General features: G+C 69.5%; 29 protein-coding genes. 20 read left to right on the forward strand and 9 right to left on the reverse strand.

Annotation, left to right across the window (positions count from 1 at the left end; translation table 11 throughout):
• Window positions 1-64: 64 nt before the first annotated feature.
• A complete protein-coding gene (locus BAY60_RS00585; protein WP_112278847.1) occupies window positions 65-589 on the reverse strand; it encodes a 2'-5' RNA ligase family protein in 525 nt (174 codons plus the stop codon).
• 145 nt (window positions 590-734) lie between these two features.
• Between BAY60_RS00585 and BAY60_RS00590 the strand changes: the two genes are divergently transcribed.
• The 11 genes from BAY60_RS00590 (at window position 735) to BAY60_RS00640 (ending at window position 11406) form a co-directional block, all read left to right on the forward strand.
• Entirely contained in the window at window positions 735-1340 is a 606-nt protein-coding gene (locus tag BAY60_RS00590) for a DUF6668 family protein (protein ID WP_146770958.1), read from the forward strand.
• A complete protein-coding gene (locus BAY60_RS00595) occupies window positions 1337-1624 on the forward strand; it encodes a conjugal transfer protein TrbC (protein WP_146770959.1) in 288 nt (95 codons plus the stop codon). Before BAY60_RS00590 ends, BAY60_RS00595 begins: the two co-directional genes overlap by 4 nt.
• 45 nt (window positions 1625-1669) lie before the next feature.
• On the forward strand, window positions 1670-2416 hold the full coding sequence (locus BAY60_RS00600) for a DUF8175 domain-containg protein (protein ID WP_112278850.1): 747 nt from the start codon (window positions 1670-1672) through the stop codon (window positions 2414-2416).
• Window positions 2417-3721, forward strand: coding sequence for a hypothetical protein (locus tag BAY60_RS38280; RefSeq protein WP_146770960.1), 1305 nt, complete (start codon window positions 2417-2419; stop codon window positions 3719-3721).
• Window positions 3718-5208 carry an SCO6880 family protein gene (locus tag BAY60_RS00610; protein ID WP_112278852.1) on the forward strand — a complete coding sequence of 497 codons (1491 nt, stop codon included), beginning with the start codon at window positions 3718-3720 and terminating at the stop codon, window positions 5206-5208. The genes BAY60_RS38280 and BAY60_RS00610 overlap by 4 nt, the downstream gene beginning before the upstream one ends.
• Complete coding sequence (locus BAY60_RS00615) at window positions 5205-6686, forward strand: ATP/GTP-binding protein (protein WP_112278853.1); 1482 nt, start codon at window positions 5205-5207, stop codon at window positions 6684-6686. The genes BAY60_RS00610 and BAY60_RS00615 overlap by 4 nt, the downstream gene beginning before the upstream one ends.
• Entirely contained in the window at window positions 6683-8449 is a 1767-nt protein-coding gene (locus tag BAY60_RS00620) for a type IV secretory system conjugative DNA transfer family protein (RefSeq protein ID WP_146770961.1), read from the forward strand. Before BAY60_RS00615 ends, BAY60_RS00620 begins: the two co-directional genes overlap by 4 nt.
• 29 nt (window positions 8450-8478) lie before the next feature.
• Window positions 8479-8952 carry a DUF4913 domain-containing protein gene (locus BAY60_RS00625; protein WP_112278855.1) on the forward strand — a complete coding sequence of 158 codons (474 nt, stop codon included), beginning with the start codon at window positions 8479-8481 and terminating at the stop codon, window positions 8950-8952.
• Between the two features lie 120 nt (window positions 8953-9072).
• Window positions 9073-9915: a hypothetical protein gene (locus BAY60_RS00630; RefSeq protein ID WP_112278856.1), complete on the forward strand. Its 843-nt coding sequence runs from the start codon at window positions 9073-9075 to the stop codon at window positions 9913-9915.
• A gap of 195 nt (window positions 9916-10110) precedes the next feature.
• A complete protein-coding gene (locus BAY60_RS00635; protein ID WP_112278857.1) occupies window positions 10111-10785 on the forward strand; it encodes a hypothetical protein in 675 nt (224 codons plus the stop codon).
• Between the two features lie 264 nt (window positions 10786-11049).
• Window positions 11050-11406 (forward strand): hypothetical protein, encoded by a 357-nt coding sequence (locus tag BAY60_RS00640; RefSeq protein WP_112278858.1) that lies wholly within the window; start codon window positions 11050-11052, stop codon window positions 11404-11406.
• Here the strand turns inward: BAY60_RS00640 and BAY60_RS00645 are convergent.
• The gene (locus BAY60_RS00645) at window positions 11364-11597 is read right to left on the reverse strand and encodes a hypothetical protein (protein ID WP_112278859.1); all 234 of its coding nucleotides are present in this window, start codon (window positions 11595-11597) and stop codon (window positions 11364-11366) included. The genes BAY60_RS00640 and BAY60_RS00645 overlap by 43 nt on opposite strands.
• Window positions 11598-11940: 343 nt before the next feature.
• Here BAY60_RS00645 and BAY60_RS00650 point away from each other — a divergent pair, with 343 nt between their 5' ends.
• Entirely contained in the window at window positions 11941-13041 is a 1101-nt protein-coding gene (locus BAY60_RS00650; RefSeq protein WP_112278860.1) for a pentapeptide repeat-containing protein, read from the forward strand.
• Window positions 13042-13071: 30 nt separating this feature from the next.
• Entirely contained in the window at window positions 13072-13320 is a 249-nt protein-coding gene (locus tag BAY60_RS00655) for a hypothetical protein (RefSeq protein WP_112278861.1), read from the forward strand.
• Between the two features lie 288 nt (window positions 13321-13608).
• Here the strand turns inward: BAY60_RS00655 and BAY60_RS36960 are convergent, their stop codons facing one another.
• Together BAY60_RS36960 and BAY60_RS00665 are read right to left on the reverse strand one after the other, a co-directional pair.
• Entirely contained in the window at window positions 13609-13764 is a 156-nt protein-coding gene (locus BAY60_RS36960; protein ID WP_170160285.1) for a hypothetical protein, read from the reverse strand.
• Window positions 13765-14321: 557 nt separating this feature from the next.
• The gene (locus BAY60_RS00665; protein WP_112278863.1) at window positions 14322-15512 is read right to left on the reverse strand and encodes a tyrosine-type recombinase/integrase; all 1191 of its coding nucleotides are present in this window, start codon (window positions 15510-15512) and stop codon (window positions 14322-14324) included.
• Between the two features lie 174 nt (window positions 15513-15686).
• On the opposite strand from BAY60_RS00665, the gene BAY60_RS00670 reads away from it, so the two are divergent.
• The 6 genes from BAY60_RS00670 to BAY60_RS00695 are packed head-to-tail and all read left to right on the forward strand — an operon-like array spanning window position 15687 to window position 18649.
• Window positions 15687-15998 (forward strand): type II toxin-antitoxin system Phd/YefM family antitoxin, encoded by a 312-nt coding sequence (locus tag BAY60_RS00670; RefSeq protein WP_112278864.1) that lies wholly within the window; start codon window positions 15687-15689, stop codon window positions 15996-15998.
• The gene (locus tag BAY60_RS00675) at window positions 15995-16255 is read left to right on the forward strand and encodes a type II toxin-antitoxin system RelE family toxin (protein ID WP_112278865.1); all 261 of its coding nucleotides are present in this window, start codon (window positions 15995-15997) and stop codon (window positions 16253-16255) included. Before BAY60_RS00670 ends, BAY60_RS00675 begins: the two co-directional genes overlap by 4 nt.
• Before the next feature lie 37 nt (window positions 16256-16292).
• Window positions 16293-16718 carry a hypothetical protein gene (locus BAY60_RS00680; RefSeq protein WP_112278866.1) on the forward strand — a complete coding sequence of 142 codons (426 nt, stop codon included), beginning with the start codon at window positions 16293-16295 and terminating at the stop codon, window positions 16716-16718.
• Window positions 16718-16960, forward strand: coding sequence for a hypothetical protein (locus BAY60_RS00685; RefSeq protein WP_112278867.1), 243 nt, complete (start codon window positions 16718-16720; stop codon window positions 16958-16960). Before BAY60_RS00680 ends, BAY60_RS00685 begins: the two co-directional genes overlap by 1 nt.
• Window positions 16957-17526 carry a Rossmann-fold NAD(P)-binding domain-containing protein gene (locus BAY60_RS00690; RefSeq protein ID WP_112278868.1) on the forward strand — a complete coding sequence of 190 codons (570 nt, stop codon included), beginning with the start codon at window positions 16957-16959 and terminating at the stop codon, window positions 17524-17526. Before BAY60_RS00685 ends, BAY60_RS00690 begins: the two co-directional genes overlap by 4 nt.
• Window positions 17527-17530: 4 nt before the next feature.
• Window positions 17531-18649, forward strand: coding sequence for a hypothetical protein (locus tag BAY60_RS00695; protein ID WP_112278869.1), 1119 nt, complete (start codon window positions 17531-17533; stop codon window positions 18647-18649).
• A gap of 124 nt (window positions 18650-18773) precedes the next feature.
• Here the strand turns inward: BAY60_RS00695 and BAY60_RS00700 are convergent, their stop codons facing one another.
• The 5 genes from BAY60_RS00700 to BAY60_RS00720 all read right to left on the reverse strand — a co-directional run bounded on the left by BAY60_RS00700 (window position 18774) and on the right by BAY60_RS00720 (window position 22785).
• Window positions 18774-19007 carry a hypothetical protein gene (locus BAY60_RS00700; RefSeq protein WP_146770962.1) on the reverse strand — a complete coding sequence of 78 codons (234 nt, stop codon included), beginning with the start codon at window positions 19005-19007 and terminating at the stop codon, window positions 18774-18776.
• Between the two features lie 98 nt (window positions 19008-19105).
• The gene (locus tag BAY60_RS00705) at window positions 19106-20338 is read right to left on the reverse strand and encodes a hypothetical protein (RefSeq protein ID WP_112278871.1); all 1233 of its coding nucleotides are present in this window, start codon (window positions 20336-20338) and stop codon (window positions 19106-19108) included.
• A gap of 117 nt (window positions 20339-20455) precedes the next feature.
• Window positions 20456-21349, reverse strand: coding sequence for an AbiTii domain-containing protein (locus BAY60_RS00710; RefSeq protein WP_112278872.1), 894 nt, complete (start codon window positions 21347-21349; stop codon window positions 20456-20458).
• Between the two features lie 63 nt (window positions 21350-21412).
• Window positions 21413-21712 carry a hypothetical protein gene (locus BAY60_RS00715; RefSeq protein WP_112278873.1) on the reverse strand — a complete coding sequence of 100 codons (300 nt, stop codon included), beginning with the start codon at window positions 21710-21712 and terminating at the stop codon, window positions 21413-21415.
• Window positions 21709-22785: a helix-turn-helix domain-containing protein gene (locus BAY60_RS00720; RefSeq protein WP_170160286.1), complete on the reverse strand. Its 1077-nt coding sequence runs from the start codon at window positions 22783-22785 to the stop codon at window positions 21709-21711. Before BAY60_RS00720 ends, BAY60_RS00715 begins: the two co-directional genes overlap by 4 nt.
• A 397-nt stretch (window positions 22786-23182) precedes the next feature.
• Between BAY60_RS00720 and BAY60_RS00725 the strand changes: the two genes are divergently transcribed.
• On the forward strand, window positions 23183-24355 hold the full coding sequence (locus tag BAY60_RS00725) for an IS30 family transposase (protein WP_211330152.1): 1173 nt from the start codon (window positions 23183-23185) through the stop codon (window positions 24353-24355).
• Window positions 24356-24390 lie beyond the last annotated feature (35 nt).

The raw sequence follows: 24390 nt of genomic DNA on the forward strand, positions 1-24390 counted from the left end.
ATTGAGCCTCCTGCGGGCGGTTCCCTTCCGCTCCCAATGCATGAATGGCGCCGAATCACTCGGTTCAGTGAGCAGTGAACGGCTGCCAGCCTTGCTCGGTTCGGCGCAGCAGATGAGGCCCGGCCAGACGGCTGCGGCGCGGTAGTTCCCTGGTGATGAACTGGTGGACCTGCGTCAGCTGGGCCTCGTCCGCGCCCAGCGCAAGGGTTAGGTGTGCGGGCGGGTCGGCGCCGAAGCGGCCGTCGTAGGGCACCAGGTGTGGGTAGCGGCGGCGCAGCTGCCGGATGGGGGTGTCGAGTTCGGGTACGGCGATGCCGAGGAATCCTTCTTCGCCGAGCATCAGCTCGCGCAGCTCGACCTCCTGCGGTAGCTCTGCAGCAACCGCGCGCAGGTCGGCAACCACCTCTGTCGTGAATTCGGGGCCGGGGTAGAGCAGGGAGACGTGGGCGGGCAGCGGCCGCACGAGTTCGGGGGCGATGGCGCGGACCTGGTCGAGAAGGGGTTCGGCGTCGGGGAGCAGGGCGACGACGGCGGTGGTGGCGTCGGTGATGGCGTCCTCCTTCGTTGCGCTGAGCAGCGACTTTGCCACAGGGTGTTTCGTTTTGAGTACAGTGGCGCTAGTGTGCTGAAATCAGAACAGTAATCGCGGGGTGACGGAGCGCGAGCGGCGTTCGTCATCGCCGAGGGCCCTGGGGGAGGGCCGGGCCAGGTTCGCCGTGAGGGGAGAACAGCGGTTGAGCACGATCTCATTGTGGAGCCGGCGGCCGTCGCAGCCAGTCGGGCCGCAGGGCGGGCCGGTGTTGCGTCCGGCGGCGGAGTCGATCGACCCGCCGCCGCCGCACGCGCGGCTGCCGGTGCACGCGCGGCCTCCGGCGCCGGCGGCGCCGCACGCGCAGGCCCGCTGGTGGTGGGTCAGCTGCCACGGCGGGTCGGGGGCCTCGACGCTGGCGCGGCTGATCCCGGGCGGCTGGGAGTCGGGGCCGGCCTGGCCGAACCCGCAGCTCGGCGGGCCGCCCGGGGTGCTGCTGGTGTGCCGGTCGCACCACGCCGGGTTGAGCGCGGCCAGCGCCGCGGTGCGGCAGTGGGCCTCGGGGCATGTGCCGCGCACGCTGGCGCTGTGGGGGCTGGTCATCGTCGCCGATGCGCCAGGCCGTTTGCCGCGGTCGCTGTTGGCGTTGCGGCAGCGGATCAGCGGCACCGTCCGGGCGACGTTTTTCGTGCCGTGGGTGGAGGTCTGGCGCACCGAGGAGCCTTCCCGCGACACCGCACCGCGTCAGCTCGCCCAGCTGGGCGAGCTGCTGCAGTCCACGCCGTGGATCACGAAAGGACAGCAAGGATGAGTGCGACAGTGCACCTGCTCAGCGAGCTGCCGAACCTGGCGCAGCCGCCCAACTTCGGCGGCGGCGAGCCGCCGCCGGGCAGCGGCAAGCTGCTCACCGTGGGCCGCTGGGTCCTGTGGTGTGTGAGCGCGTTGTGCGTGATCGGTCTCCTGTTCGTCGGCGGGAAGATGGCTACCGAGTTCAACCACGGGGAGATGAGCCAGCACGGCAAGCGGCTCGGCGCGGCGCTGGCGGGCATCATCCTGGTCGGCGCGTCCTCCGGCATCGCGGGTGCCCTGATCTAGACCATCGGCGTTCGACCCGATCCGGCCCGATGAACAGGGGGACTGATGACCAGCAACTCACGCGGTGAGCAGACCGGCCCGCGCACCGAGAACCGCAGCCCGTGGACGCGGCCGGGGTTCCTGCTCGCGGGCGGGTTCGCCGTGCTCGTCGTTGTGCTGCTGGTGGCGGTGCTGGTGCTCACCAGCGGCGACGAGCCCGAGGCCGGCCCGCAGCCGCCGGCGGCGCCGGCGCCCAGCGGTGAGGCGCCGAGTGCGTCCAGTCCGCGCGATGTCGGGCCGACCGCGGTGCCGACCTCGCCGCCGGAGAGCGTGCGCTGGCAGCTCTACCACACGGTGGCGCTGCCGTTCTCGGAGCAGGCGGGCCCGTATGAGGCCGGGCGGTCCACCGCCACCGGCTACGCGCACACCCCGACCGGGGCGCTGCTGGCGGCCGCGCAGATCCCGATCCGCAAGCTGGTCGCCCCGGACTGGCGGTCGGTGGTGGAGCAGCAGATCGTGGCCGGGCCCGGGCGCGAGGCCTTCACCCAGGCACGGGCCGAGGTGTCGGGTGCTGAGGTGACGCCGGGCCAGTTCGGGCAGTACGCCGGGTTCAAGTTCGTCAACTACACGCCGGACACGGCGACCATCCAGTTCGTCACCCGCTTCGTCAGCGGGCAGATGCAGGCCACCACGATCACGGTGCAGTGGTCGCAGGGCGACTGGAAGCTGGTGCTGCAGCCCGACGGCGGGGACAGCCCCACCGCGCAGCCGGTGTCCGACCTGACCGGCTATGTGGCCTGGGGAGGGATGTAGATGCCGGATTTGTGTGATGTGCCCGGGGTCAACCTGGCCTGCGACGCGGTCGGCGGTGCCACGGAGGCTGTGGCGGGCTCGGTGCTGGAGTCGGCGGCCAAGGCCTTCGCCGAGGCGCTGGGCAAGCTGACCTCGACGCTGCTGACGTTTTGGACCAATGTGGACGTGCCCAATTTGGAGGACCCGTCCGGTCCGGTGGCGTTCGTGCAGAACTCCACCGGCTGGCTGACCGGGTTCGTGCTGGTGGTCAGCCTGCTGATCGCCGGGGCGAAGATGGCGATCCAGCAGAACCTCGAGGCGGGGCAGGACGCCGCCAAAGGCGTGTGGCAGCTGGTGCTCTACGCCGGGGCCGGGGTGCCCGGCATCGCGCTGCTGGGGGTGGCCGGGGACCGCTTCTCGCAGTGGATCCTGGACCGCGCCTCCGGCGGTGACCTCGGCGCCCGGTTGACCGAGATGTTCGCGCTCGGGGCGCTGCAGCCGATCGGGGTGGGCCTGGTGCTCATCGTGGCCCTGTTCGGGATCATCTCCGCGCTCGGACAGATGTTTTTGATGATCGTGCGGGTCGGCATGTTGGTGCTGCTGGCGGGGATGCTGCCGCTGTCGGCGGCCGCGGCGGTGTCCAAGGGCGGCAAGGAATGGTTCACCAAGACGCTGGGCTGGCTGCTGGCGTTTCTGGCCTACAAGCCCGCCGCCGCGATCATCTACGCCACGGCGTTCGCGATGGTCGGCAAGGGCGACAACCCCACCACCGTGCTGTCCGGGCTGTTTCTGATCGCGCTGTCGATCCTGGCGCTGCCCGCGCTGCTGCGGCTGGCGGTGCCGGTCACCGCCGCCGTCGCCGGGGGCGCGGCCGGGGCCGGTGCAGGGGGCGCGGTCGCAGCCGGTGGGGCCGTGGCCACCGGGGCGATGCAGATGCGTGCGATGCACGGCGGCGCCGCCAGCGGCGGTGGTGCCAGCGGTGGCCGCGCGGGTGGGCCGAGTGGATCGCCCACCGCGCCGGGCGGCGGACGCTCCGGCGGTGGGCAAGGAGCTGGCGGCGGGGCGCAGGTGGGGCGCCCAGCCGTTGCGGGAGCCGGCGGCGGCGCTGGGAGCGCCGGGGCAGGAGGGAGCTTCGCAGGCTCCGGTGCCGCCGCTGGCCGAGGCGCGGCCGCCGCGGGCCCGGTCGGCGCCGGGGTCGCGGCGGGCGCGCAGGCCCTGCAGGGCGGTGTGAGCGCCGCCCGCAACACCGCCAGCCACGCCGCCGGGGACGGCGGTGAGGCCGGTGGGGGACCGACCGGGGCGGATCGAGGGGAGGACCGGCGGTGAGCACCGCGACCGACACACCGCGCTACCGCACCTACGGCAACTGGACCCGGCCGCGCTCACCGGGCATCTACGGCCTGGGCACCGTGGGCACGGTGCTGCTGATCGCCGTCCCGGCGGCGATGGTGATCGGGTTCTTGGTCAGCGTGGGCACCGGGATTGTCATCGGCCTGCTCGGGCTGGCCGTGCTGGCGCCGCTGGCGGTGAAGGTCGGCGGCCGCTCACTCGGGGAGTTGATCTTCGTGCGGTTGGCGTTCTGGCGCACCCAGTCGAAAAAGGAGACCGTCTACCAGTCGGGGATGCTGGCCGAGCCCTACGGCGCGCACCGGCTGCCCGGGCTGCTGGCCCGCTCGGAGCTCGTGGCCACGCAGGACGGGTTCGGGCTGCCCGCCGGGATCGTGGTCATCCCGCAGACCGGGCACTACACCGCCGTGCTCAAGCTCGACCCGGAGGGCGCGAGCCTGGTCGACCGGGAGCAGATCGATCAGTGGGTCGCCGGGTACGGGGCGTGGCTGGCGCAGCTGGCGCACGAACCCGGGTTCAGCGCCGCGACGGTGACCGTGGAGACGGCGCCGGATCCGGGCACCCGGCTGGCCATGTCGGTGTCCAGCCAGCGCAGTGACGACGCCCCCGAGCTGGCGCAGCGGGTGCTCGACACCATCACCACCACCTACCCGGCCGGCTCGGCGCAGGTCACCGCGTGGGCGACGCTGACCTACCACTCCACCGGCAGCCGGAACCGACGCGGCCGCGAGGCGATGATCAACCATGTGGCGGCCCGGCTGCCCGGCCTGGCCGACGGGCTGCGCAACACCGGCGCCGGGGCGGTGCGGCCGATGACCGCGCAGGAGATCGCCGAGACCGTCAAGATCGCCTACGACCCCGAGCTGGCGATCCCGGTCGAGCAGCACCGTGCCCGGGGCGAGTCGACCGGGATCACCTGGGATGGCGCCGGGCCGAAGGCTGATGCGGCGGCGTGGGACGCCTACCGGCACGACTCCGGGGTCTCGCGGGTGTGGTCGATGGAGCAGGCCCCGCGCGGCACGGTGCTGGCCCGGGTGCTGGAGCAGCTGCTCGCGCCGCACCCGCAGATCCCGCGCAAGCGGGTCACCCTGGTGTACCGGCCGCACGCGCCCGGCGAGGCGGCCCGCATCGTCGACCGCGACGTGCGCACCGCCCACTTCACCCAGAACTCCCACCGTCAGGTCGCCCGGGACGCGGTGACCATTCGCGCCGCCGAGCAGGCCGCCCGCGAGGAAGCCGAGGGCGCCGGCGTCACCCGCTTCACCCTGCTCGCCACCGTCACCGTCGACTCGGTCGAGGATCTGGCCGACGCCGACACCATCATGGACGGCCTGGAAGGCACCGCGCGGCTGGAGCTGCGCCCGGTCTACGGCGGGCAGCGGGCCGCGTTCGCCGTGGGCCTGCCCACTGGGGTGGTGCTGCCCGAGCACGTCGTGGTGCCCACCAGCGTGCGGGAGGCGCTGTGAGCGCCCCGGCCCGGCCTGCGCCCGGCCCGCGCGGCATCCCCGGCCCCGGCGGCGGCCGCGACGGCTACGTGCCCCAGCTGCGGGAGTGGCGCGGCACCACGGTGCAGGTGTGCGGGCTGTGGCCGTTCTCCGCGGCCGCCGGATCCCCAATGGTCGGCGTGCCGGTCGGGCGGCATCTGATCACCGGCGCCACCGTGTGCTTCGACCCGATCACCTGGTTCCGGCACGGCCTGATCTCCAACCCCGGCGTCGGGGTGCTGGGCCTGCCCGGCCTGGGCAAATCGACGTTCCTGCGGCGGCTGCTGCTGGGCCTGGTCGGCTTCGGTGTCAAACCGCTGGTGCTGGGCGATCTCAAACCCGACTACGCCGACCTGGTCGAAGCCCTGGGCGGGCAGGTGGTGCGGCTCGGCCGCGGCCGCGGCACGCTCAACCCGCTCGACACCGGCGCGCTCGGCCAGGCCGCCGCCCGGCTGCAGGGCGCGGCCGCCGAGGCGCTGCGCGCCGAGATCCACGGCCGTCAGCTGCACATGGTGGCCGCGCTGATCGCGATCGTGCGCGGCCCGCACCGCCCCGTCGACCACGACGAGAGCACCATCCTCTCCGCCGCGCTGCGGGTGCTGGCCGCCCGCCACCGCGACCGCGTGCCGGTGCTGGCGGATCTGATCCGGGTGCTCGACGAGGGTCCCAGCGAGGTCCGCGCCGTGGTGCTCGACCGCGGCGACGAGCAGCGCTACCGCGACGCCGTCGACCCGCTGCACAAGTCGCTGGTCGGGCTGCTCGACGGTGCGCTGGGCGAGGTGTTCGCCCACCCCACCAGCGTGCAGATCGACCTCGACGCCCCCGCGGTGTGCATGGATCTGTCCCGCATCGTCGCCGGGGACGCCGCCCTGCAGGCCGCCTCGCTGCTGGCCACCTGGTCCAGCGGGTTCGGTGCCGTGGCCGGGGCCCAAGCGCTGGCCGATGCCGGGCTGGCCCCGCAGCGCAACTACTTCGTCATCATGGACGAGCTGTGGCGGGTGCTGCGCGCCGGCGCAGGCCTGGTCGACCGGGTCGATGCCATCACCCGGCTGGACCGCAACGAGGGCTACGGCAAGGCGCTGTGCACCCACACCCTGGCTGACCTCGAAGCGCTGCCCACCCCAGAAGACCGGGCCAAGGCGCGCGGGCTGTTCGAGCGGTGCGCGGTCACGGTGATGTCCGGGCTGCCGCGCAAAGAGCTGGCCGACCTGCAGGGCCTGGTGCACCTCTCGCACGAGGAACAGAACCACGTCACCCGCTGGTCCGACCCGGCGCCGTGGGACAACGCCACCGGGCAGCGCGCCACCCCGCCCGGGCTGGGCAAGTTCCTCATCAAGGCCGGGCGCAAACCGGGCATCCCCTGCGAGGTCGTGCTCACCGACGCCGAGATCGACCTCAACAACACCAACCGGCGCTGGCAGATGGCCGCGCTGGCCGCGGGAGGCGGTGTCGAGGAATGAGCGGCCACCCCCAGCGCCCGCCCGGGGCGTGGGAGTCCTGGGCGCTGGCCGCGGTGTGCGGGATGGTGCTGCTGATCGTGCTCGCCGTCTGGGGCGCCGGAAGCCTCGGCGACACGATCACCGGCCACCCGGTGCAGCCCAACCCGTTCGGCTACGTCGCCGAGCTCGCCCTCGGCGAGCGCGCGTGGCCGGGCACCCCCGCCACCCTGGCCCTGGCCGGACTCGGGCTGCTGCTGCTGGGCGTGACCGTCGCCGCGGTGGTGCTGGTGCGGCGCCGTCGTCGCCGCCCGGAATCGGAGCGGCGCATCGCGCAGGCCGCGCGGCTGCTGGCCCACCCGAAAGACCTGCCCGCGCTGTCCCCGGCTGGGGTCGCGGCCTCGGCGGCGCGGCTGCGGCCGTCCTCGAGGATCGACCCGCGCAACCCCGCCCAGCACGGGCGGCTTATCGGCCGCACCGTGGTCGGGGACATGCCGGTGCGCGCCAGCCACGAAGACCTCGGCGTGCACATCTGGGGCCCGCGCACTGGCAAGACCACCGCGTTGACGATCCCGATGCTGGTCGAGGCCGACGGCCCGGCGATCGCCACCACCAACCGCCGCGACCTCCCGGACGCCACCCGCGGGCCGCGGCGCCGCCGCGGGCACGACTTCGTGTTCGACCTGCAGCAGGTCGCCGGCGAGCCGCAACGCTTCTGGTACAACCCGTTCCGCCGGATCGAGTCCATCTCCGACGCCGAGGTCGTGGCCGGGCACTTCGTCGCCGGAACCCGCGACGCCGACGCCAAGACCGACGCCTACTTCGACGGCTCCGCCGAGTCCCTGCTGGCCGCCTGCCTGCTGGCCGCCGCCCGCGACGGCGGCACACTCATCGACGTCTACCGCTGGCTCGGCGACGCCAGCGACGACACCCCGTTCCGCATCCTCGAACGCTCCGGCGACGACCTGGTCGCCGTCGAGGTCAGATCCGTGCTCCAGGCCCCGGAGAAGCAACAGGCCGGGGTCTACGACACCGCGCTGAAACTGCTGCGCTGCCTGCGCAACCCCGACGTGCTGCGCTGGGTCACCCCACCCCGCAGCGGCGGGATCCCCGAGTTCGACCCGGCCCGCTTCGTGACCTCCACCGACACGCTCTACCTGCTCAGTAATGAGGGCCCCGGCTCGGCCGCGCCGCTGGTGGCCACGCTGACCGAGCACGTCTGCCACGCCGCCGTGCGCGCCGCCGCCACCCGCCCCCTCGGACGGATCGACCCGCCGCTGACCTCGATCCTGGACGAGGCCGCCAACGTGTGCCGCTGGCGCGACCTGCCCAACCTGTACTCCCACTTCGGCGGCCGCGGCATCGTGGTCGAGACGATCCTGCAGTCCTGGAACCAGGGCGTCGAAGCCTGGGGACATGGCGGCATGGCCAAGCTGTGGGGCGCGGCCAACGTCCGCACCTACGGCGGCGGCTCCGCCGACGCCGACTGGCTACGCAAGATGGCCGAGATCGCCGGCGAGTACGACATGCACAAGATCTCCGTCAGCACCGACCACTCCGGCCGCCGCTCCCGCTCCTTCCAACCCACCCCGAAGCAAAAGCTGCCGGTCGACCTGCTGGCCGCGATGCCCAAAGGCCGGGCGCTGGTGCTCGCCTCCGGCGCCCCCGCGTTCCTGGCCAAGACCGTGCCCTGGTGGCAAGGCCAGCACGCCGAGGCCATCCGCACCAGCCTCGCCGAACACGACCCCGGCAGCACCAGCACCCCGGCCGCCGCGCCCGCGGCCTGACCACCACCCCGGAAAGCGAGGCACCCGCCATGAGCGACGAATGGGACGACGCCCTGGCCCCCGCGCTCACCGCACGCGGCAACGGCCAGGCCGCCAGCAGCGCAGCGCCCCCACCGGCCACGACCAGCGGCGGCGGTGCACCCGCGGGACAACCGGATCAGCCGCAGCCGGTGTATCCCGACGTCGAGGCCTGGGTCACCGACTGGTTCGCCCAGATCATCCGACGCCCCCGCATCAAAGGCTGGCGCTGGTGCCCCCAATGGTGGCAACACCCCGAGGCCATCGACCGGCTCGAAGCGCTCTGGCGGGCCTGGGAAGCCCTGCGCCTGGACGGCACCACCGGCATGAGCGTGTGGTGGCGCGACCACTGCGACCCCCACCTGGCCGCCCTCACCGACCAAGACCGCAGTCCCTTCAAGCAGTGCTCGGAGGAGCGGGGGCATGTCGGCGAGGACGAACCTCTGCCGGTCGAGCCTGCCCCGAGCGGCTTCTGGGGCACCTGACTATCAAAAACGAGCGTTTTTGCACAGATGGGGTCGTGCAGGGCGTAAGGCGGGCCGTGCCTGAGCATTGGTGTTGCGCTGCCGTGTCTACCGCTGTCGGCTGACCGAAAGGATGCTCTCGTGGACTACTCCGGCGCCCAGCCTGCCGACGACGAGACCGATTGGCTGCAGCGGCTGAACTCCATGCTCCCGACCATTGCCAAATGGGCGGAGAGGACCAGATCTGCACCCTCCACACCGGTCCCCGGAAGCAGCCTCGCCCGCGACGACGAGTTGTTCCCGCCCCAGCCCGCCTCGCACGTCGCCTACGCCGCGATCGTCACCGCCACCGAACACCTGGACCTCTTCCGCGTCGCCTTCCAAGCCAGCCGAGCCCTGTTTCCCTCGGGCTACTTCACGCTGCTGCGCACGGCGCTGATGGGCGCCGCGCAGGCAATCTGGGTCCTCAAAGGACCGCGCCCGCAGCGACAGGAGAACGCGCTGCGGATCGTGCGCGACGACATCAAACAACGCCATGGCCTGCTCACGGTCGACGTGCCAGAAGCGCTCGGACTGGGGGAGCGCATCGAGGAAGAGCGTGAGCGCCTTCAACGGCAGCTTCGCGAGGTGCAGGCAGCCGCCGCGCATCTGGGATTCAACGCCAAGGCCGTGAACGGCTGGCGCCTGAACATGACTCAGGTGATCAAGACGGCCAGCGAGCTCGTCCACGGCAACGGTCAGGGCGATGAGGCCACCCGCTACGGAACCTCGCTGCTGTGGCGGCTGCAGAGCGGGCACGCACACGGCACGCCGTCCATGCGGATCATGCAGGTGGAGCGCACCGAGGTGACCGCGCACGACGACGGCACCCTCTTCGGTAAGGCCACCACCACAGCCGTGGACGTCGGTGCTGCTGCCGCAGCCTCCCTGCTCATGCTCAACGATGCCTGGCGGTTGTACGACCTACGGTGCCAGCCAGCCTGAAGTCAGCCCACGGCCGAGAACGGCCCCGCGTGCGCCGTGCGAGGTGCGGTGCACGCGGGGCCTTCACCTGTACCCGCAGTGTGTCAATCGCTCCCGGCACACGTCCAGGTACCCCAGCTCTCCGGACAAGACACCCTCGACGCGATGACACAAAATTGAAACTGTAGTTTCATATTTGTGCGAAACTGGTTCGGTATGCCGACGCAACAGGGGGCCGCCATGATCCCGGATCTGCCAGCCAACCCGTTGTCGATCGAACTGTCGCTGAGCCATCGGCGGCTGTGGTGGCACATCGAACCGCAGGACGAGGACCCCGAGCCGTGGGAGATCTCGGCCGACGTGTGGGAGCCCAACCCGTGCCCGGCCAACCTGCGCCACGTCGCCGACCTCTCGCTGGTGGCCACCGACGTGGCTCATCGGCGCAGCTTGCTCGACACCGTGCCGCTCGGTGAGCCGATCCGCGCCTTTCTGGACGAGGCCGTCGACGCCGACACCAGACGACTGCACCCCGAGCTGGACAACTGCCTAAGCCCGGGACCGGAGCGTTTCCTGATCGTTCGCCGGGTCGAGGTCACCGAGCAGTGGCAAGGCCATGGGCTCGCCGCCGCCCTGCTGGCCGGGTCTCTGCGCATGATGTCCAAGGTCGCCCGGTGCGGCGTTGCCGGTCCGACCACCGCCGACTTCGCCGACGAGGCCATCGACGAGGTGACGGCCGCGCTCTCCAGCGCCCGAGCCACCGGGTTGCTGGAACGCATCGGGTTCTGGCGCTGGCGCAGCGCCCACGTGATCGATCTGCGCAGCCCCACGCTGCTCGCACCCCGTGAAGACATCCTCGAACGCTGGTGGCCCGACGACCTCGGAACCTTCTGACCTGCCGACGCCGCACGAGTAGCGCAGAGGAAAGGCCCCGCTCAACCGGCCTGGGGGTCACCAGGAGCAGGGCCTCACCTACCAACCAGAGTAAGAGCGACCACCACAGCCGCAACCCACACGAGGTCACCACATCGGGCGTAGCGGGTGCCACTGTGCGCGACGCCACGGCCAGGAAACCGCCTTGCCCAGGCGGTTTTGTCGGTGGGTCACAGCAGAATCGGAGGACTGGTGAGCAGCAGTCGGACGCGGGAGGTGGGCACTGTGACGATCGAAGGCAGCGCCGATCCCGAGCAGGCCGCCCAACGCATCCTCGACGTCGCCGCCGAGTGCAACGTCGCGCCGACCGAGGCCGCGACGCTCATCGAGATCATCGCCAACGGCGGCGTCGACCCGCTGCCCACGCGCAACTTCCCAATAAACCGCGAACGCACCCGCGACCGGGCGCGGGTCGCCCACGAGATCGCCATGCACATCGGCTACGGCGGCGCCGGCACACCAGCACGTGACCTCGTGGCCGCCGTGCAGCGGCGCGCCCGGGCGAAAGTAGGTTTCCCCGCTCGGGCCCGCCGTCGACCTCAGGGACCCTCCGGGGCGGGGCCGACGTACTCGACGCGGTAGCGGAAGCCGCCGATATCGGCGTCCCCCATGGGATTGTGGTCGGGATACACATCGACGGTGATCGTGCCGTCGTCGTGGGTATCGACGTAAGACTGCCAGGTCACATTGTCCTGGATCACGCCGTCCTCGGCGCTGAACGCCAGCCTGGCCACGTCGACGGGGTTGGTGATGTCGGGTTCGTCCGCGCTCATGCACTCGACTGTATGGGCGCAGGACCCCGCCACAGGCCGACCGGACATAGCTCGGCGAGTCGCAGCACAGCATGCATGCGGCCGCTGGCGTCGTCGACTCCACCCAGGGTCCTGCGCGGCGCGTTCCAACTGACCAGGTAGGTCGTCGTCTGCCCCGTGACGGCAGTACTGAGGCTCCGGGGCCTGCAGTCGAGGTACGGGGTTCGTGCGGGGTGTGTGACGTTAGCCGGGTGCCGCGCGATGATCGAGCGTGTCACTGCCCCAGGTGCCCGACCAACCGGACCCGAGTTCACCGACCGGGGTCCCGCCCGCTGCCGGAGAGCGGCATCGGGCCGACGACCGGGTGTCCTACACGGTGCTGTCGCCGAGGGCGATCTGGTCTGCGGCTGCGGTGATCCTGCTGCTCGGTATCGGGGTTGCAGTGTGGCTACTGCTGGCCTACGGCCGCGGCGACGCTCAGGCCCGCAACCAGCTGGAAGCGATCAAGACCGCCGGCACGATCGTGGTCGGCACCGGCGGCGCCGCCGCGCTGCTGCTGGCCGCCCGCCGACAGCGCACCGCCGAGATCGCGCTCCGGCAGAAGGAGCAGGACCAGGCCGACGTCGCGCGCGCCTACGAGCTGCAGAAGCAGACCGCCGAGACCAGCGAGGCCGACGCGGTGGCCCGACGCATCACCGAGGAATACACCAAGGCCGTCGATCAGCTCGGCTCGAACAAGGCCGCAGTCCGGCTCGGTGGGCTGTACGCGCTGGAACGCCTCGCGCAAAACAACGTCGCGCAGCGGCAGACGATCGTGAACGTGCTCTGCGCGTATCTGCGGATGCCCTACACACCGCCGCGCGCCGTCGCGCAGCCCCGGCGGCTGGGTGTGCGGCGACCCCTGCTGCACACCAGTCGGCGTGCCGCGGCCGCGAGGTCGGTCAACCCGGCTTCACCCGCAGATCGGGACGCGACGGCCGCCCAGGAACGCGAGGTGCGCCTGGCCGCCCAACGCATCCTCACCACCCGCCTCCGCATCCCACCGAGCACGGCGCCCGACACCGCTGCCGCCGTGCCCGCCGCACCGCTGCCCGTCGACCACTGGGCCGACATCGACATCGACCTCACCGGCGCCACCCTGATCAACCTCGTCTTCGACGATTGCCGGCTGCGCAACGCAAACTTCCAACGCGCCACCTTCATCGGCACTGCCATATTCAATGGGGTGCAGTTCACCGGCAACGCCGTGTTCAATGAGGTGCAATTCACCAGCGACGCCTTCTTCTTCGAGACACGGTTTGCCGGCAACGCCTGGTTCGAGGAGGCGCGGTTCACCCGCGAAGCTGTGTTCCTCGACCCGTGGTTCGGCCGCGATCCCGAGTTCCAAGGGGCGCGGTTCGATCGAAGTGTGCCGATGGACGTGGCGCGGTTCGTGAGACCTGATCCTCCGAGCGGCCAAACCTGACGATAACCGCCTATATCGTCAGGTCACAGCGTGAGCGCGCTCACCACGGCGTACCGGCTCCTGGTCGAGGACCCCAAGGACGTAGTCCACGAGCTGCGCCACGGGCTCGTCAGCGCTCGCGCGGCCGAGGAACGCGCGCTCGCAGGGCTCCGCCAGGCCGCCATCACCCTCGTCCGCGTCGACCGCTCCGCCCGCGGCATCGAGTCCCAGGCCGGATTCGCCGAACACGCCGGCGTGGACCGGATGACCGTCCGCGACTGGATCGACATCCCCCGCTGACACACGAAAGGGCCCCCACGCCGCCGAGTGCAACGTCGCCCCGACCGAGGCCGCGACGCTCATCGAGATCATCGCCAACGGCGGCGTCGACCCGCTGCCCACGCGCAACTTCCCAATCAACCGCGAACGCACCCGCGACCGGGCGCGGGTCGCCCACGAGATCGCCATGCACATCGGCTACGGCGGCGCCGGCACACCAGCACGTGACCTCGTGGCCGCCGTGCAGCGGCGCGCCCGCGCGAATAGGCACACCTGATTCTCTGGCTAGACGGTTACGCCGTCGATCACTCAAATGATCGGCAGGTCGAGCATCTTGCCCACTAGCGCGGTCGTGCCGCCAGCACTGACAACGAGCCGAAAGACTCGATAGGCGTCCTTACGCCGGTCACGATCACGGTCGAAGATGGCTGAATATGCGGCACACGCTAGGATGAGCAGCAGCACCAGCGCGTAGGCTGCTGCCGCAGCGACTCCCCAAAAAGGCATAAGAATTTCCTCGGTCGTGTGCTGCCGACGCCGGAAATGGAAATGGAAATGGAAATGGAAATGGAAATGGATTTGGGGATGAGCTGAGATTACCAGATATTACTGTTCCTTGGTACTGGTGTTGGGTGCCTCAAGCACAGTGTCGCTGGCGTCCCACCGAGCAGCATCTGCTGGAGGTTCTCGCCGAGTCAGTCGAGCCCGGCTCGGTTGATGTTCCGCATCTCCGTGATCACCGCATGGGAGATGCGGTCGAACTCGCGCCAGGCGTTGTCCAGCTGTCGCCGTGCTGCGGCAATGTGCTCGGCGTTGCCAGTCCTTCCGCGCTTTCGTCAGCTGGCCTTGCGCTCCGGACACCCGGCGACGGGCGGCGGCATGCTGGTCCAGCAGGTCCTCCGAGCGCGCTTTGGCGACGACGTTCTCGGCCGTGGACACGGTGGTCTGCTCCGCGAAGGTCTGGTGTTCGGCGTCGGCGGCCGCCGCGCGACGTTCGTACTCTGGCCGCCAGTCCTGGCTGGTCATGGCGCTTCCTTCGGCTGGGGCAGGGGTGTGAGGTGTTCGCCGGCGTGGAGCAGGTCTGACACTACTGTCGCGCCGGAGCCGGAGAGTGTTCCGGCGGCTTCGAGGTAGTGCTGGGTGGTGTGCAGGGTGGCGTGGCCGAGGTCGGCCTGGACTTGCTTCACGTTGACGCCGTTGCGGACGGCTTCGACGGCGTAGAAGTGCCGCAGCTGGTGTGGGTGGATCGACGGCGCAAGCGTCCGGAGCTCGGCAGCCGCGGCGCGCACAGTGGAAGAGGTAGAGCGGTCGCGCTGCAGCACGCGGCACAGGTGCCGGAGCAGGTCGGTCACGACCCGGCGGGTGAGCGGCTGACGGGCGCTGGTCAGAAACAGCGGCTCAGCGCCTCGCTGGCGGTGCCCGACCTGGCCGGCCACGGTCAGCTCGCCGCCGACGTTTCCGGTGTCCCGGGCTTCGAGGTAGTCGTCGATGGTGTCGAGCTCGGCGCGGGGCAGGCACACCCAGCGGCGTTTGGCGCCCTTGCCGTCGATCCAGAGCGCGGGGGTGCCGTCTGGGCCGGTGCGATGCACGTCGGCGCGGGTGAGGGAGCACAGTTCCTCGGCGCGGATGCCGGTGGTGGCCAGCACGCCGAGGATGGCGAGGTTGCGCAGCCGCATCAGACCGGGGTCCATCGCGGCCGCGACGCGGAGGGCACGCACCTGCGTCAATGTGAGTGGCACGGTGGGTGCGGCCGGAGCGGGGTTGGAGATGGCCAGGTTCAACCGTTCCTGGGTGTCGAGCAGATCCCCGGGGTTGAAGCCGGTCAGGCCGCGTTTGCGAAGTTCGCGGTACCAGGAGCACACCGCGCCGAGCCGGGTGTTGAGTGTCTTATTGCTGTCGCCGTGGGCGCGGGCGTAGGCGATCCAGGCGCGCATCAGGTCGACGTCCATCCCGTCGAGCGGGTCGACGTCGTAGCGCCAGCACCACACGAGGAAGGCCTGCGGCAGCGGCGGCCGGGAACTGCGGGGTGTGCCGCGCCAGAGCTGGCGCTCGCGCGGGACCCCGAGGGTGTTGGCGTAGGTGGTGCGCGTGTTGTCCGACGCATATGCGCCGACGAGCCAGCGGACGGTCACGTCGAGCATCTCGTCCCACCAGTCCGGGGCGGACAATTCGTCGGTGTTGTCTGGGAGCGCGGACTTGTCCGACTCGGCCACAACGGCCAGTGAAGAGTCAACCAACTGCCGTCCCCTTCGCGTGAATCACTGTCTGATCGGCTTCCTCGCGCGTCCGCTGAATCGCTACCTATAAGAGAACTTATAGGTAGCAGAAGGCAGCGGCAAGCGCGGTCGTCACTGTCGGTAAAGATGTACATCTTGTACTCTTGTGTCATGTCAGCAGAAGCACACGAGGTGCCCGGACAGCGCAATCACCGGGAACCGTACGAGATCAACGTCTCGGAGGCCCGTAACAACCTGGCCCAGTTGCTCGATGCCGTCGAGGACGGCGAAACGATCTACCTTCTGCGCGGCGGCAAGCGCGCGGGCGCCCTCGTGCCCGCCGACGTCGCCGAAGACGCCGAGCGCCGCGAGGACGAGTACTGGTCCGCCCGCGCCCGCGAGGCCCGCGAGCGCATCGAGAAGGGAGAGGACGAGGTGATCTCCCTCGACCGGCTCGTCACCGAAGCCGAGGGCCGCGCATGACATACAAGGTGGAGATCGCCCGCCGCGCGGCCAAGGTCGTCACCAGTCTCGACAAGCCCGTGCGGCGGCGCGTCCTCGCCGCGATCGAAGCCCTCGCCGACGACCCACGCCCACCGGGCTGCAAGAAACTCGCCGGCGCCGACAACGCCTGGCGTGTGCGCGCCGCCAAGGACTACCGCATCGTCTACGAGATCCACGACCAGGTGCTGCTCGTGACCGTCATTGACGTCGGACATCGCCGCGAGATCTACCGGTAGCCGAAACCCAAGCCATCCCACCGAAAGGACCTGCTTCGTGTCCGAGGACAAAGACATCACCGACGTCGTCGACGAGCACCTGCCCTACGACGGCCCGCATAGCCGGGACAGCGTGATCGACGCGGCCCGGATGATGGCGTACTCCCTGCGGTACCTGAACAACGCCACCCAACACACCACGACCACGCTGTATTGGGGCAATACCGTGCACGCCATCCTCGGCAGCGTCAACGCCGCCCTCCACGGCCTCGACCAGCTCTTCGACCAGCTGGGTACCGCACTCGATCAACTCGCCGCCGACCCGACGCTGTATGACGACCGCCGCCAGGGCCACAGCGGTGCCGAAACCGCACGCGACACCGCCCGAATGCTCGCCGAGGCCAAACACGCGCTCAAAGTCCCGCGCGCACGCGTCGAGCAAGCCTTCAGCCAGAGCAGCCACCTCGGGAACGAGGATCACTGATGCACAACGAAGATCGCCTGCCGACCTGGAACGACATCGTCCACGCGACGATCGCGAGCCTCACCACGGCGCGGGAATCGCTCGGCAACGCACGCGACCACCTTCACTCCGATTGGAGGCCGGTCGGCTCAACGCTGTCCGACGAGCAAGCCGCCGCACGGATCGCCGCAGGCAAGCTGATCGCCGAGGCGAAGGGGCTGATCGATCAGGCCAAGGCCCAGTTGTACGAGGCGGAACGGTGACCGCGCGGTCCCGGCAGACATTCAAGCTGGCCTACGCGCTCGGCCAGCACTTCGGAGTGCGCGTCGACATCACCTACGACGGGCCCCGCAGCCGCGACGGCCGCTCTGGCGGCTGGATCGTCCAATGGGTCGACGGGCCCGCCGTGGACACCATGCGCGCCGAGATCCAGCATCGCGCCGCCGCCTACCCCGCCATCGACCTTGCACAGCTGCGCTACTCCCGCGGCTACAGCGACCACGCCGAGGCCGCTGCCCTCCTCGCCTGGCTCCCGCAGCACCCCGACTACCTGCCCCACGTCGACAGCACCTTCCTCGCCAGCCGCGCCCACGCGGCCACCGACTTCCCGGAACGACTCGACGAGACCGTGCAACGCCGTGCCCGCGCCCTGCTCAACCTTGGCCACGGCAACCTGTCGCTCGCCGTGATCCAGGAACTCGGCCAGCACTGCTGGCGCGGGTGGGACCACGTCACCACCTGGCTCGACGAGCTCGCCGCCGTCGCCGACGAAAACGCAGGCGACAATGTCATCGACCTGACCAGCCGCCGAAGAAGCAGGAGTCACTAACACAATGCCGCCCACCGACCCCGCGCCTTTTCTGGCGGCGGTCATCGGGGCCAGCGCCGGTCTCGTCGCGATCATCGGCGGTCTGCTGGTCAACCGGTTCATCGGCCTGGACAGCGAGCAACAGGGCGCCCAGCGCATCCTCGACGACGCGATCAGCCGACGCGGCCTCGTCAAGCAACGCGCGGACCAGACGGCCAAGGCGCTCCGAGACTTCGAGGCCCATGACTTCCTCGACGACGACGATGTGTTCGACGGCATCGCCCAAGGAAAAATCAAGGCCGCGGCAATCCGGCCACTCGGTGCGCCCACTGACCTGACCGACGACGAACTCCAGCCCTACCTCGACGACCTCGTGGCCGAGTACGCCCGCGTACGTGCCACCATCGACACTCGGTTCCCATCCGCCGAAGATGGCTCAGTAGACGACTGGAAAGATCGACTCGATGCGTGGGACGAGTACTTTCGTGAGCGCTTCGAGCCCGAGGCAAGCGCGTGGCCCGCGCTGTGGGAGCACGCCTACGTCGACGTGATCAAGGAACGGCTTCACGACGCCCGCCACCACGAGCGAGAGCTCCGGCACGCCGACATGGCGTCCCAGGGAGGCCACGTCGGCGACCCACCCGTGAAGACGCCCTACGACCCATCCGCTGACCCGGCACAGCCCGACAAAGACGAGGCTGGCGGAGGCATCTTCGGGTCTCATTACCTTCTCACCACACCCAGCCCGGCTGTGCGGAACTTTCGGCCCAGCGACGTTCACGAGCGCATCCGGCTCAAGGAGGCCAACGCCCGCGCGCAGCAGCAACTCGAAGATGTCGACCACGAAGTGCTGCGGCTGCGACAGGACCGGGATCGGATCGTTCGCCCGGACAGCCAGATCTGGGTCGCGCTCGGTGTGTTGTCCTACCCGACCGTGGTCGGCATCGCGCTGCCAGCGATCACCCTCAGCCAGGGCCCCACGGCGTTCACGCCCTGGATACGGTGCCAGGCTTTGCTTTTCGTGTCCGTTCTACTCGTGCTGCTCGGCTACATGGTCTACCTCGCAGGCCGACTCCATCGACGGGGCCGCACAGCTTCACATGACCCAGTAAACGGCGCGGCGCCCACAAACCGCGCGAGTTAGCGCCGATCACCCTGCCGCTGCTGGCTGGAGGGGCTGGCCGATCGGAGTGGGACAACCCTCAGCGCATCGTATATGTCATTATACAGTGCGCTTGGCACCGGTGCAGCAACGCACCGCGCCGTCGTCAGCCCTCGCCGAGCCGGCGCAGGATCGCGGCGAGTCCAGTGGCGATCTCGTCCAGCTTGGCGGCTTGCCGGTCCTGTTCCTGCTGAATCTCACCCAGCGCGCGGCCGTGCTCGGCCAGGGTGGTGGTGTGGCCATGCACGGTATCCCGAATATCGAGGAGCGTGTCCGAGAGGGCAGTGAGGTCTTCCTCGGCGCGGTCCATGCGGCGGGCGAGCTGTTCCGGGCTGGCCATGCACAGGAGCCTACCGCTCACACCTGCCCGACGCCCCGGACGCATCGTCCAGAGGCCCCGACATTGCCGTGTGGTGCGACGGTGAGCAGAGCGCCCGGTCAGCGGACCAGCCCGCGGACGGTTTCACCACCGAGTAGCGGCTTATCCGCAGGGCCCTTGATGTACGGGCCGCGGTAGAGCACCTTGTGGCGTTGTTCAGACGGATACCACTGGCGGACCTTGTGCATGCGCACGATCCAGCGATGCTGCCAGTCCCGGCCCTCCCCGGCCGCAGCATCGCCGGCGGTGGTGTTGGCGGGTCGCAGGCGCACCACGCGCACCTCGGGCGAGACACCGGCCCGCTCGGCGGCCAGGCGGGCAGCGTGGCGGGCTTCGACGTCGCTGGTGGTGGTGATGCGCTGCTCGCACAGCCGCCAGAACGCGTACAGGAATCGCATGCAGAACGAGTCGTCGGTGTCGTCGATCTCGCTGCCCGGCGTGTACTCGCCCGTCACCCCGTCCTCGTCCAGGCCCCACAGTTCGGCGTGGCTGCGCATCCGCTCCCCGGTCGCGCGCAGGGTGGCCGAGAACTGCGCGTGGTTGCGGAGCTGTTCCTCGGTCGCGGCGTACTGGAACGGCATGCACCGGATGCCGTCGGTCAGCAATGGTGGCAGCGGGTTTCCCTGGTCATGGGCGTGCTGGCGCAGCGCCACGAACGTGTCCGGCCGCACGGGGCCGAAGGTGTCGTGATAGCTGGTGATCCGCACGGCAGGTGCCTGCTCGAACTCCCCACCCGACGTGGGCCGGGGCATCGTGACCGGAGCGTGCCACTGGTAGGCCCGGTCGTCGCCGAGGCCGCCGCTGACCGCGCGCACCAGCAGTGGATGGGGCAGCACCACGAGGCCCGACAGGCTGGGCAGGTCATCGTCGGACAGCAACGACAGATCATCCAACGTCAGCGTCTGCGCTGCCGCGATCACCACATCACACATCTCGGGACTGAGGATGTAGAGGTCGGCGCCGGCCAGCGACTGCGCCTGATCAGCCACCACGCGCTCGGCCACAACCTCCCAGCTCGCCGGCCGCCACGTCTCCGGATAACCCAGACCCGTGATCACCACCGCCGCCGCAGTGACATCGGCCGCACTGCGGTCGCTGTCCGGGACCTGCCGCCGAAAGTGCATCGCCCGGTTCTGGTGCGCCTCGGTGAGCTTGGCCGCCTCCCACGACCGCGCGAACGGCGCCTCACGCAGATACCGCGCCGTGGCGATCCGCGCATCACGCGCCCACCGCGCACCAGCAGCCGCCGACCACTGCCGCGGCCCGGCGCTCTTCCGCTTGTTCCTCCCCATACGGGGCAGTATGCCGACACCAACCGACACCGCCGGACCACACGCTCGGCGTGGCGCGCGCAGCAGCACGACATCGTTGTCGCGCCCCCACGATGACCTGGGACGCTCGTGCTCGAGTTACCAGGGAGTCTGGTCGAGCAACTGGAGCAGGCCGACGATCGCGGCCACGACGGTTGCGATGCCGACGATGATTCCGCGCTTGCGCCACCGCTTGAAGAAGCCCTCTTTGGCGGCGGGCGCGGTAGGGCTCACGTCGCGTCCGGTGATGGTGTTGCCCTCGCCGCTGGCGGCCTGGTTACCGATCACACTGGATCCGTCGCCGCTAGCATTCTGGCTGCCGATCGCAGTCCCTCCTGAGGTTTCCTGCCGAAGATTGGTGAATACGTTGCGGTCACCGGTGACGAGGAAGACGGTGACCGCGTCGGCGGCCTCCTTGCTCGGTTCGCCGTTCTCAGGCGTGAGCGAGAGCAGTTCGCCAACCAGCTCGGCGAGGTTGGTGCGCACCTGCACGAGCAGCCCCTTGAGCTGGGCGTTCGACAACGCCCAGTAGACATCGCGAACCCGAGTAGTGTGCGGGTCGACGTAGTGCTCGTTAAGCACAGGGAGCAGGACGTCGGCCCACCACGGAACAAGCCAGTGCTCGTCCTTACCGCTACTGGCCAGCGCGTCCAACTCGCCGATGCCGCCGCTCATCGGGACCTGCTCAAGTGGTGCGTCGAGATCGTCGAGGAAGCTCCTCATACTCTCGGGAAGCTGGGCGGTCGAAAACGAGCTCGTGACTGGCTGGTATCCCATCGGGTTGGTGAGGGTGACCTTCACCTGTGCGACCAGCTTGCGATACGGCGGGATGTCCTTGATGTTCGGGTAGCCGTTGAGCTCTTGGCGGGCCCAGCCGCGCATCTTCTCCGACCCAGCCCGCCCTCCCAGCACAACACACTTCTGCAACAGGCGCGGCAGCGGCTCGTCACCCAGCACCCCAGCCTCGATCTGCGCAAGCAGCCCCTTCGACATGCCGGTCAGTCTCCCAGCCTCCTCCGAGGAGCGGGTGTCCTCCCACCGAAGTGCGCTGGTGGCCTAAACGCCCGCTTTTGCATCAGTCTCGGTGTTCGTCGCGGCCGGGTCGGCAATAGCTGCACGCCGGGCACGCAGCCAGCGCACGCCGCTGACGCTGCCGATCCCGGCGACAGCGCTCCCGGAAATCCATCCAATTATCCCTGCTGGAATGACACCGGCGATCGCGACAACGATGAGCAGGACGACGACCAGCGCGAAGACACTGAGGGCCATGAGATCACGGCGAATCGCATGGTCCTGAATCCAGCCGTCAATGATGGCAGGCCAACCCGTTTCGGCATCCGTCTTCCGAAGTGTCATACCGGCTCACCGAGCCGCATATCACGGTCCAAGCGCTCAGCCGACATATCCCTCGTCAGGCACTCGGCTAGCCTGATGAGGACCGAATCGACCCGACGCCGAATGGTGCGCTGATCCCGGTCAAACATCCGCGCCAGTTTGTCAACCCGAGTTTGGTACCACCGATGTGCGGCAAGGGTCGACAAGCCTGCCGCCGAGGTGCCGGGAAGGTTCAGCGCCACGGTGACAAGCACCTGCTCCTCCTGGCCGAGCAGAGTGATGTAGCGGTGGAGGACCCAAGCAACCTTCCGCCGGGCGTCAATCAGCGTATCGTGCGAACCAACCTTGCACAGCTGGCGCAGCCTTGGACCTATCGTCGGCTGAGCTGCATCCAGCCCCTCGCCGCGCCGCAGCAGCTTCAGCTCCCGAATGAGCTGGACGGCCATCCGCGGCGGGGACGGGACCAGGTGAGGTTCGGCGATGCCGCCTCCGCTCGGGTTCGGTCCGGAGGCGCGGTCATCGATTGGCTCGTACGCACCCTCCTCCGCCGCCCCCAAGGGGAGGCCCAGTAAGGTCGCGCGCGCCAATACCCAACTACGATATGTACTGGCGTCGAGGCCGCAGGGTGTCAGCAACCGCTTCAGCGTGGCGATCGTGGGTAGGGCCTCGCCCGACAGAGCCCGGTGGGCGGTGGAGCGCGTCAGACGGGTCACTCTGGTGATGTCGGCCAGGTTGACCATGCCGTGCCATTGCAGCAGCTGGCGCAGGCGCACCGCAAAATCCTCGGTAGAAGTGACGTCATTGGGCTCCGGAGGCTTATCCAGCCCGGCCAGTTCTGCGCGGGCGGCGACCCACCGACGCCACCACGCATGGACATCGCCGCCACACCCGCGAACGTAGGCGAGGGTCGCTCGTCGAGAAGGCAAGACGTCCCCGGAAGCGGCAGCGGCGAGGGTGGTCACCGAGAGCGAAACGCGTGCGGCTAGTTGCGCATAGGACAGGCCAGCTTCATGCCGGAGCAAGCGCAATCCGACAGCGACCCGTCGTACGGCCGGCGGAGCCATGGGGTTGATTGGCTTTTCTGCGCGCCCCATGATGATCACTTTCGCCTACGGAGTATCGGTCTCCACAGGAATCCACCGCCTATCGGTGGACAGGATGGCGCAACCATCAGCATCATGGCGTCCTCCAGAGGATCAGGTCCGGGCGAGCGTTCGACGGGCATCTTCGACGTGTCAGTGTTGGCGCACCGACACGTCGTTAAACGGGGCTCCACCGCTCAGTATTTACGAGTGCATACATCTTGACAAGAGAGACACCGATCGCCACGAATTACCCGAGAGCGAGGGGATAGAGTTCTTTTCCCTCGCATTTCTAAGCAAATTTGTTGAATTGTCCAACCCCTGTCGCCGGTTCGTGAAAAGTGACCCCCGGGAGTCCGTGGGTTCGAGCATTCGTCGCAACACCCTCTGTTAGAAGGATCGGGTGGATATGGGACGACCGGGGCGGAAGCGACGGCTGGCACTGGAGGACGAGTACTGGAAGTTGATGGCGTCTGGGGTGGGCACGGTGGAGGCGTGTCGGCGTCTGGGGATCGCTCGGACGACCGGCTACTACTGGCGGTCGCATCGCGGCGGGCTGGCGCGGACCGTGCGCGCGGAGGACTCGCGGTCAGGCCGGTATCTGTCGCTGCTGGAGCGGGAGCGCATCGCCGTGCTGCGCGGACAGGGATGCAGCATGCGGGAGATCGCGCGCCGGCTCGGGCGGGCGCCGTCGACGATCTCACGCGAGCTGGGCCGCAACATGCGCGACGGGGACAACGACGTCTACCAGGCCGGTCTCGCGCACGCACGCGCCCGGGAGCAGGCGCGGCGCCAACGTCGCAGCATCTTCGCCCGCGATGAACAGCTGCGCGCGGTCGTGCAGGACAAGCTGCGACTGCAGTGGAGCCCGGAACAGATCGCGGCCTGGCTGAAGACCGAGCACCCCGCCCGGCCGGACTGGCATGTCTGTCACGAGACCATTTATCAGGGCCTGTACTTCGGCGGGAGCCGCGGCCTGACCAGGCAGTTGGCGCGCAACCTCCGTACTGGTCGCGGCCTGCGACTTCGCCGCCGCAGGCCGCAGAGCCGGCGGCCACGGTTCAGCGCGCACGCACGAACGATCGACGAGCGGCCCACCGTCGTGCTCGCCCGTCAGCGGGTCGGCGACTTCGAAGGCGACCTCATCCTCGGCCGCCACGGCCAGTCCGCGATCGGAACCCTGGTCGACCGCACCACCCGCTACCTGCGACTGGTGCACGTCCCCGAGCAGCGCCGGGGTGAAGACTTCGCCGCTGCCCTCGCGAGCGCGGTCGAGGATCTACCCCGGATCGCACGGCGCACCCTGACCTGGGACCAGGGCGCGGAAATGGCGCGCCACGACCTCCTTGCCGAGCTCTTCGACGAAGGCGTCTACTTCGCCTACCCCGGAAGCCCCTGGCAACGCGGCACCAACGAGAACACCAACGGCCTGCTGCGCCAGTACTTCCCGAAACGCGCGAACCTCCGCGACTACAGCATCAGCGACCTGCGCCGGGTGGAACACCTCCTCAACAACCGACCCCGGAAGATCCTCAGCTGGGCCACCCCCGCAGCAGCCTTCGCCGCTCAACTGACAAGATGATCAAACAACGTTGCGACGATCAGCAGAATCTACCC

It is taken from the genome of Prauserella muralis (assembly GCF_003202285.1).
Taxonomy (GTDB): Bacteria; Actinomycetota; Actinomycetes; order Mycobacteriales; family Pseudonocardiaceae; genus Prauserella_B; species Prauserella_B muralis.

What these genes read in the sequence shown, in the direction of transcription:
- BAY60_RS00595 (WP_146770959.1), top strand. Translation starts at nt 1,337, where the DNA reads ATGAGTGCGACAGTGCACCTGCTCAGCGAGCTGCCGAACCTGGCGCAG.
- BAY60_RS00600 (WP_112278850.1), top strand. Translation starts at nt 1,670, where the DNA reads ATGACCAGCAACTCACGCGGTGAGCAGACCGGCCCGCGCACCGAGAAC.
- BAY60_RS38280 (WP_146770960.1), top strand. Translation starts at nt 2,417, where the DNA reads ATGCCGGATTTGTGTGATGTGCCCGGGGTCAACCTGGCCTGCGACGCG.
- BAY60_RS00620 (WP_146770961.1), top strand. Translation starts at nt 6,683, where the DNA reads ATGAGCGGCCACCCCCAGCGCCCGCCCGGGGCGTGGGAGTCCTGGGCG.
- BAY60_RS00625 (WP_112278855.1), top strand. Translation starts at nt 8,479, where the DNA reads ATGAGCGACGAATGGGACGACGCCCTGGCCCCCGCGCTCACCGCACGC.
- BAY60_RS00635 (WP_112278857.1), top strand. Translation starts at nt 10,111, where the DNA reads ATGCCGACGCAACAGGGGGCCGCCATGATCCCGGATCTGCCAGCCAAC.
- BAY60_RS00645 (WP_112278859.1), bottom strand. Translation starts at nt 11,597, where the DNA reads ATGAGCGCGGACGAACCCGACATCACCAACCCCGTCGACGTGGCCAGG.
- BAY60_RS00670 (WP_112278864.1), top strand. Translation starts at nt 15,687, where the DNA reads ATGTCAGCAGAAGCACACGAGGTGCCCGGACAGCGCAATCACCGGGAA.
- BAY60_RS00675 (WP_112278865.1), top strand. Translation starts at nt 15,995, where the DNA reads ATGACATACAAGGTGGAGATCGCCCGCCGCGCGGCCAAGGTCGTCACC.
- BAY60_RS00685 (WP_112278867.1), top strand. Translation starts at nt 16,718, where the DNA reads ATGCACAACGAAGATCGCCTGCCGACCTGGAACGACATCGTCCACGCG.
- BAY60_RS00695 (WP_112278869.1), top strand. Translation starts at nt 17,531, where the DNA reads ATGCCGCCCACCGACCCCGCGCCTTTTCTGGCGGCGGTCATCGGGGCC.
- BAY60_RS00700 (WP_146770962.1), bottom strand. Translation starts at nt 19,007, where the DNA reads ATGGCCAGCCCGGAACAGCTCGCCCGCCGCATGGACCGCGCCGAGGAA.
- BAY60_RS00705 (WP_112278871.1), bottom strand. Translation starts at nt 20,338, where the DNA reads ATGGGGAGGAACAAGCGGAAGAGCGCCGGGCCGCGGCAGTGGTCGGCG.
- BAY60_RS00710 (WP_112278872.1), bottom strand. Translation starts at nt 21,349, where the DNA reads ATGTCGAAGGGGCTGCTTGCGCAGATCGAGGCTGGGGTGCTGGGTGAC.
- BAY60_RS00715 (WP_112278873.1), bottom strand. Translation starts at nt 21,712, where the DNA reads ATGACACTTCGGAAGACGGATGCCGAAACGGGTTGGCCTGCCATCATT.
- BAY60_RS00720 (WP_170160286.1), bottom strand. Translation starts at nt 22,785, where the DNA reads ATGGGGCGCGCAGAAAAGCCAATCAACCCCATGGCTCCGCCGGCCGTA.
- BAY60_RS00725 (WP_211330152.1), top strand. Translation starts at nt 23,183, where the DNA reads ATGGGACGACCGGGGCGGAAGCGACGGCTGGCACTGGAGGACGAGTAC.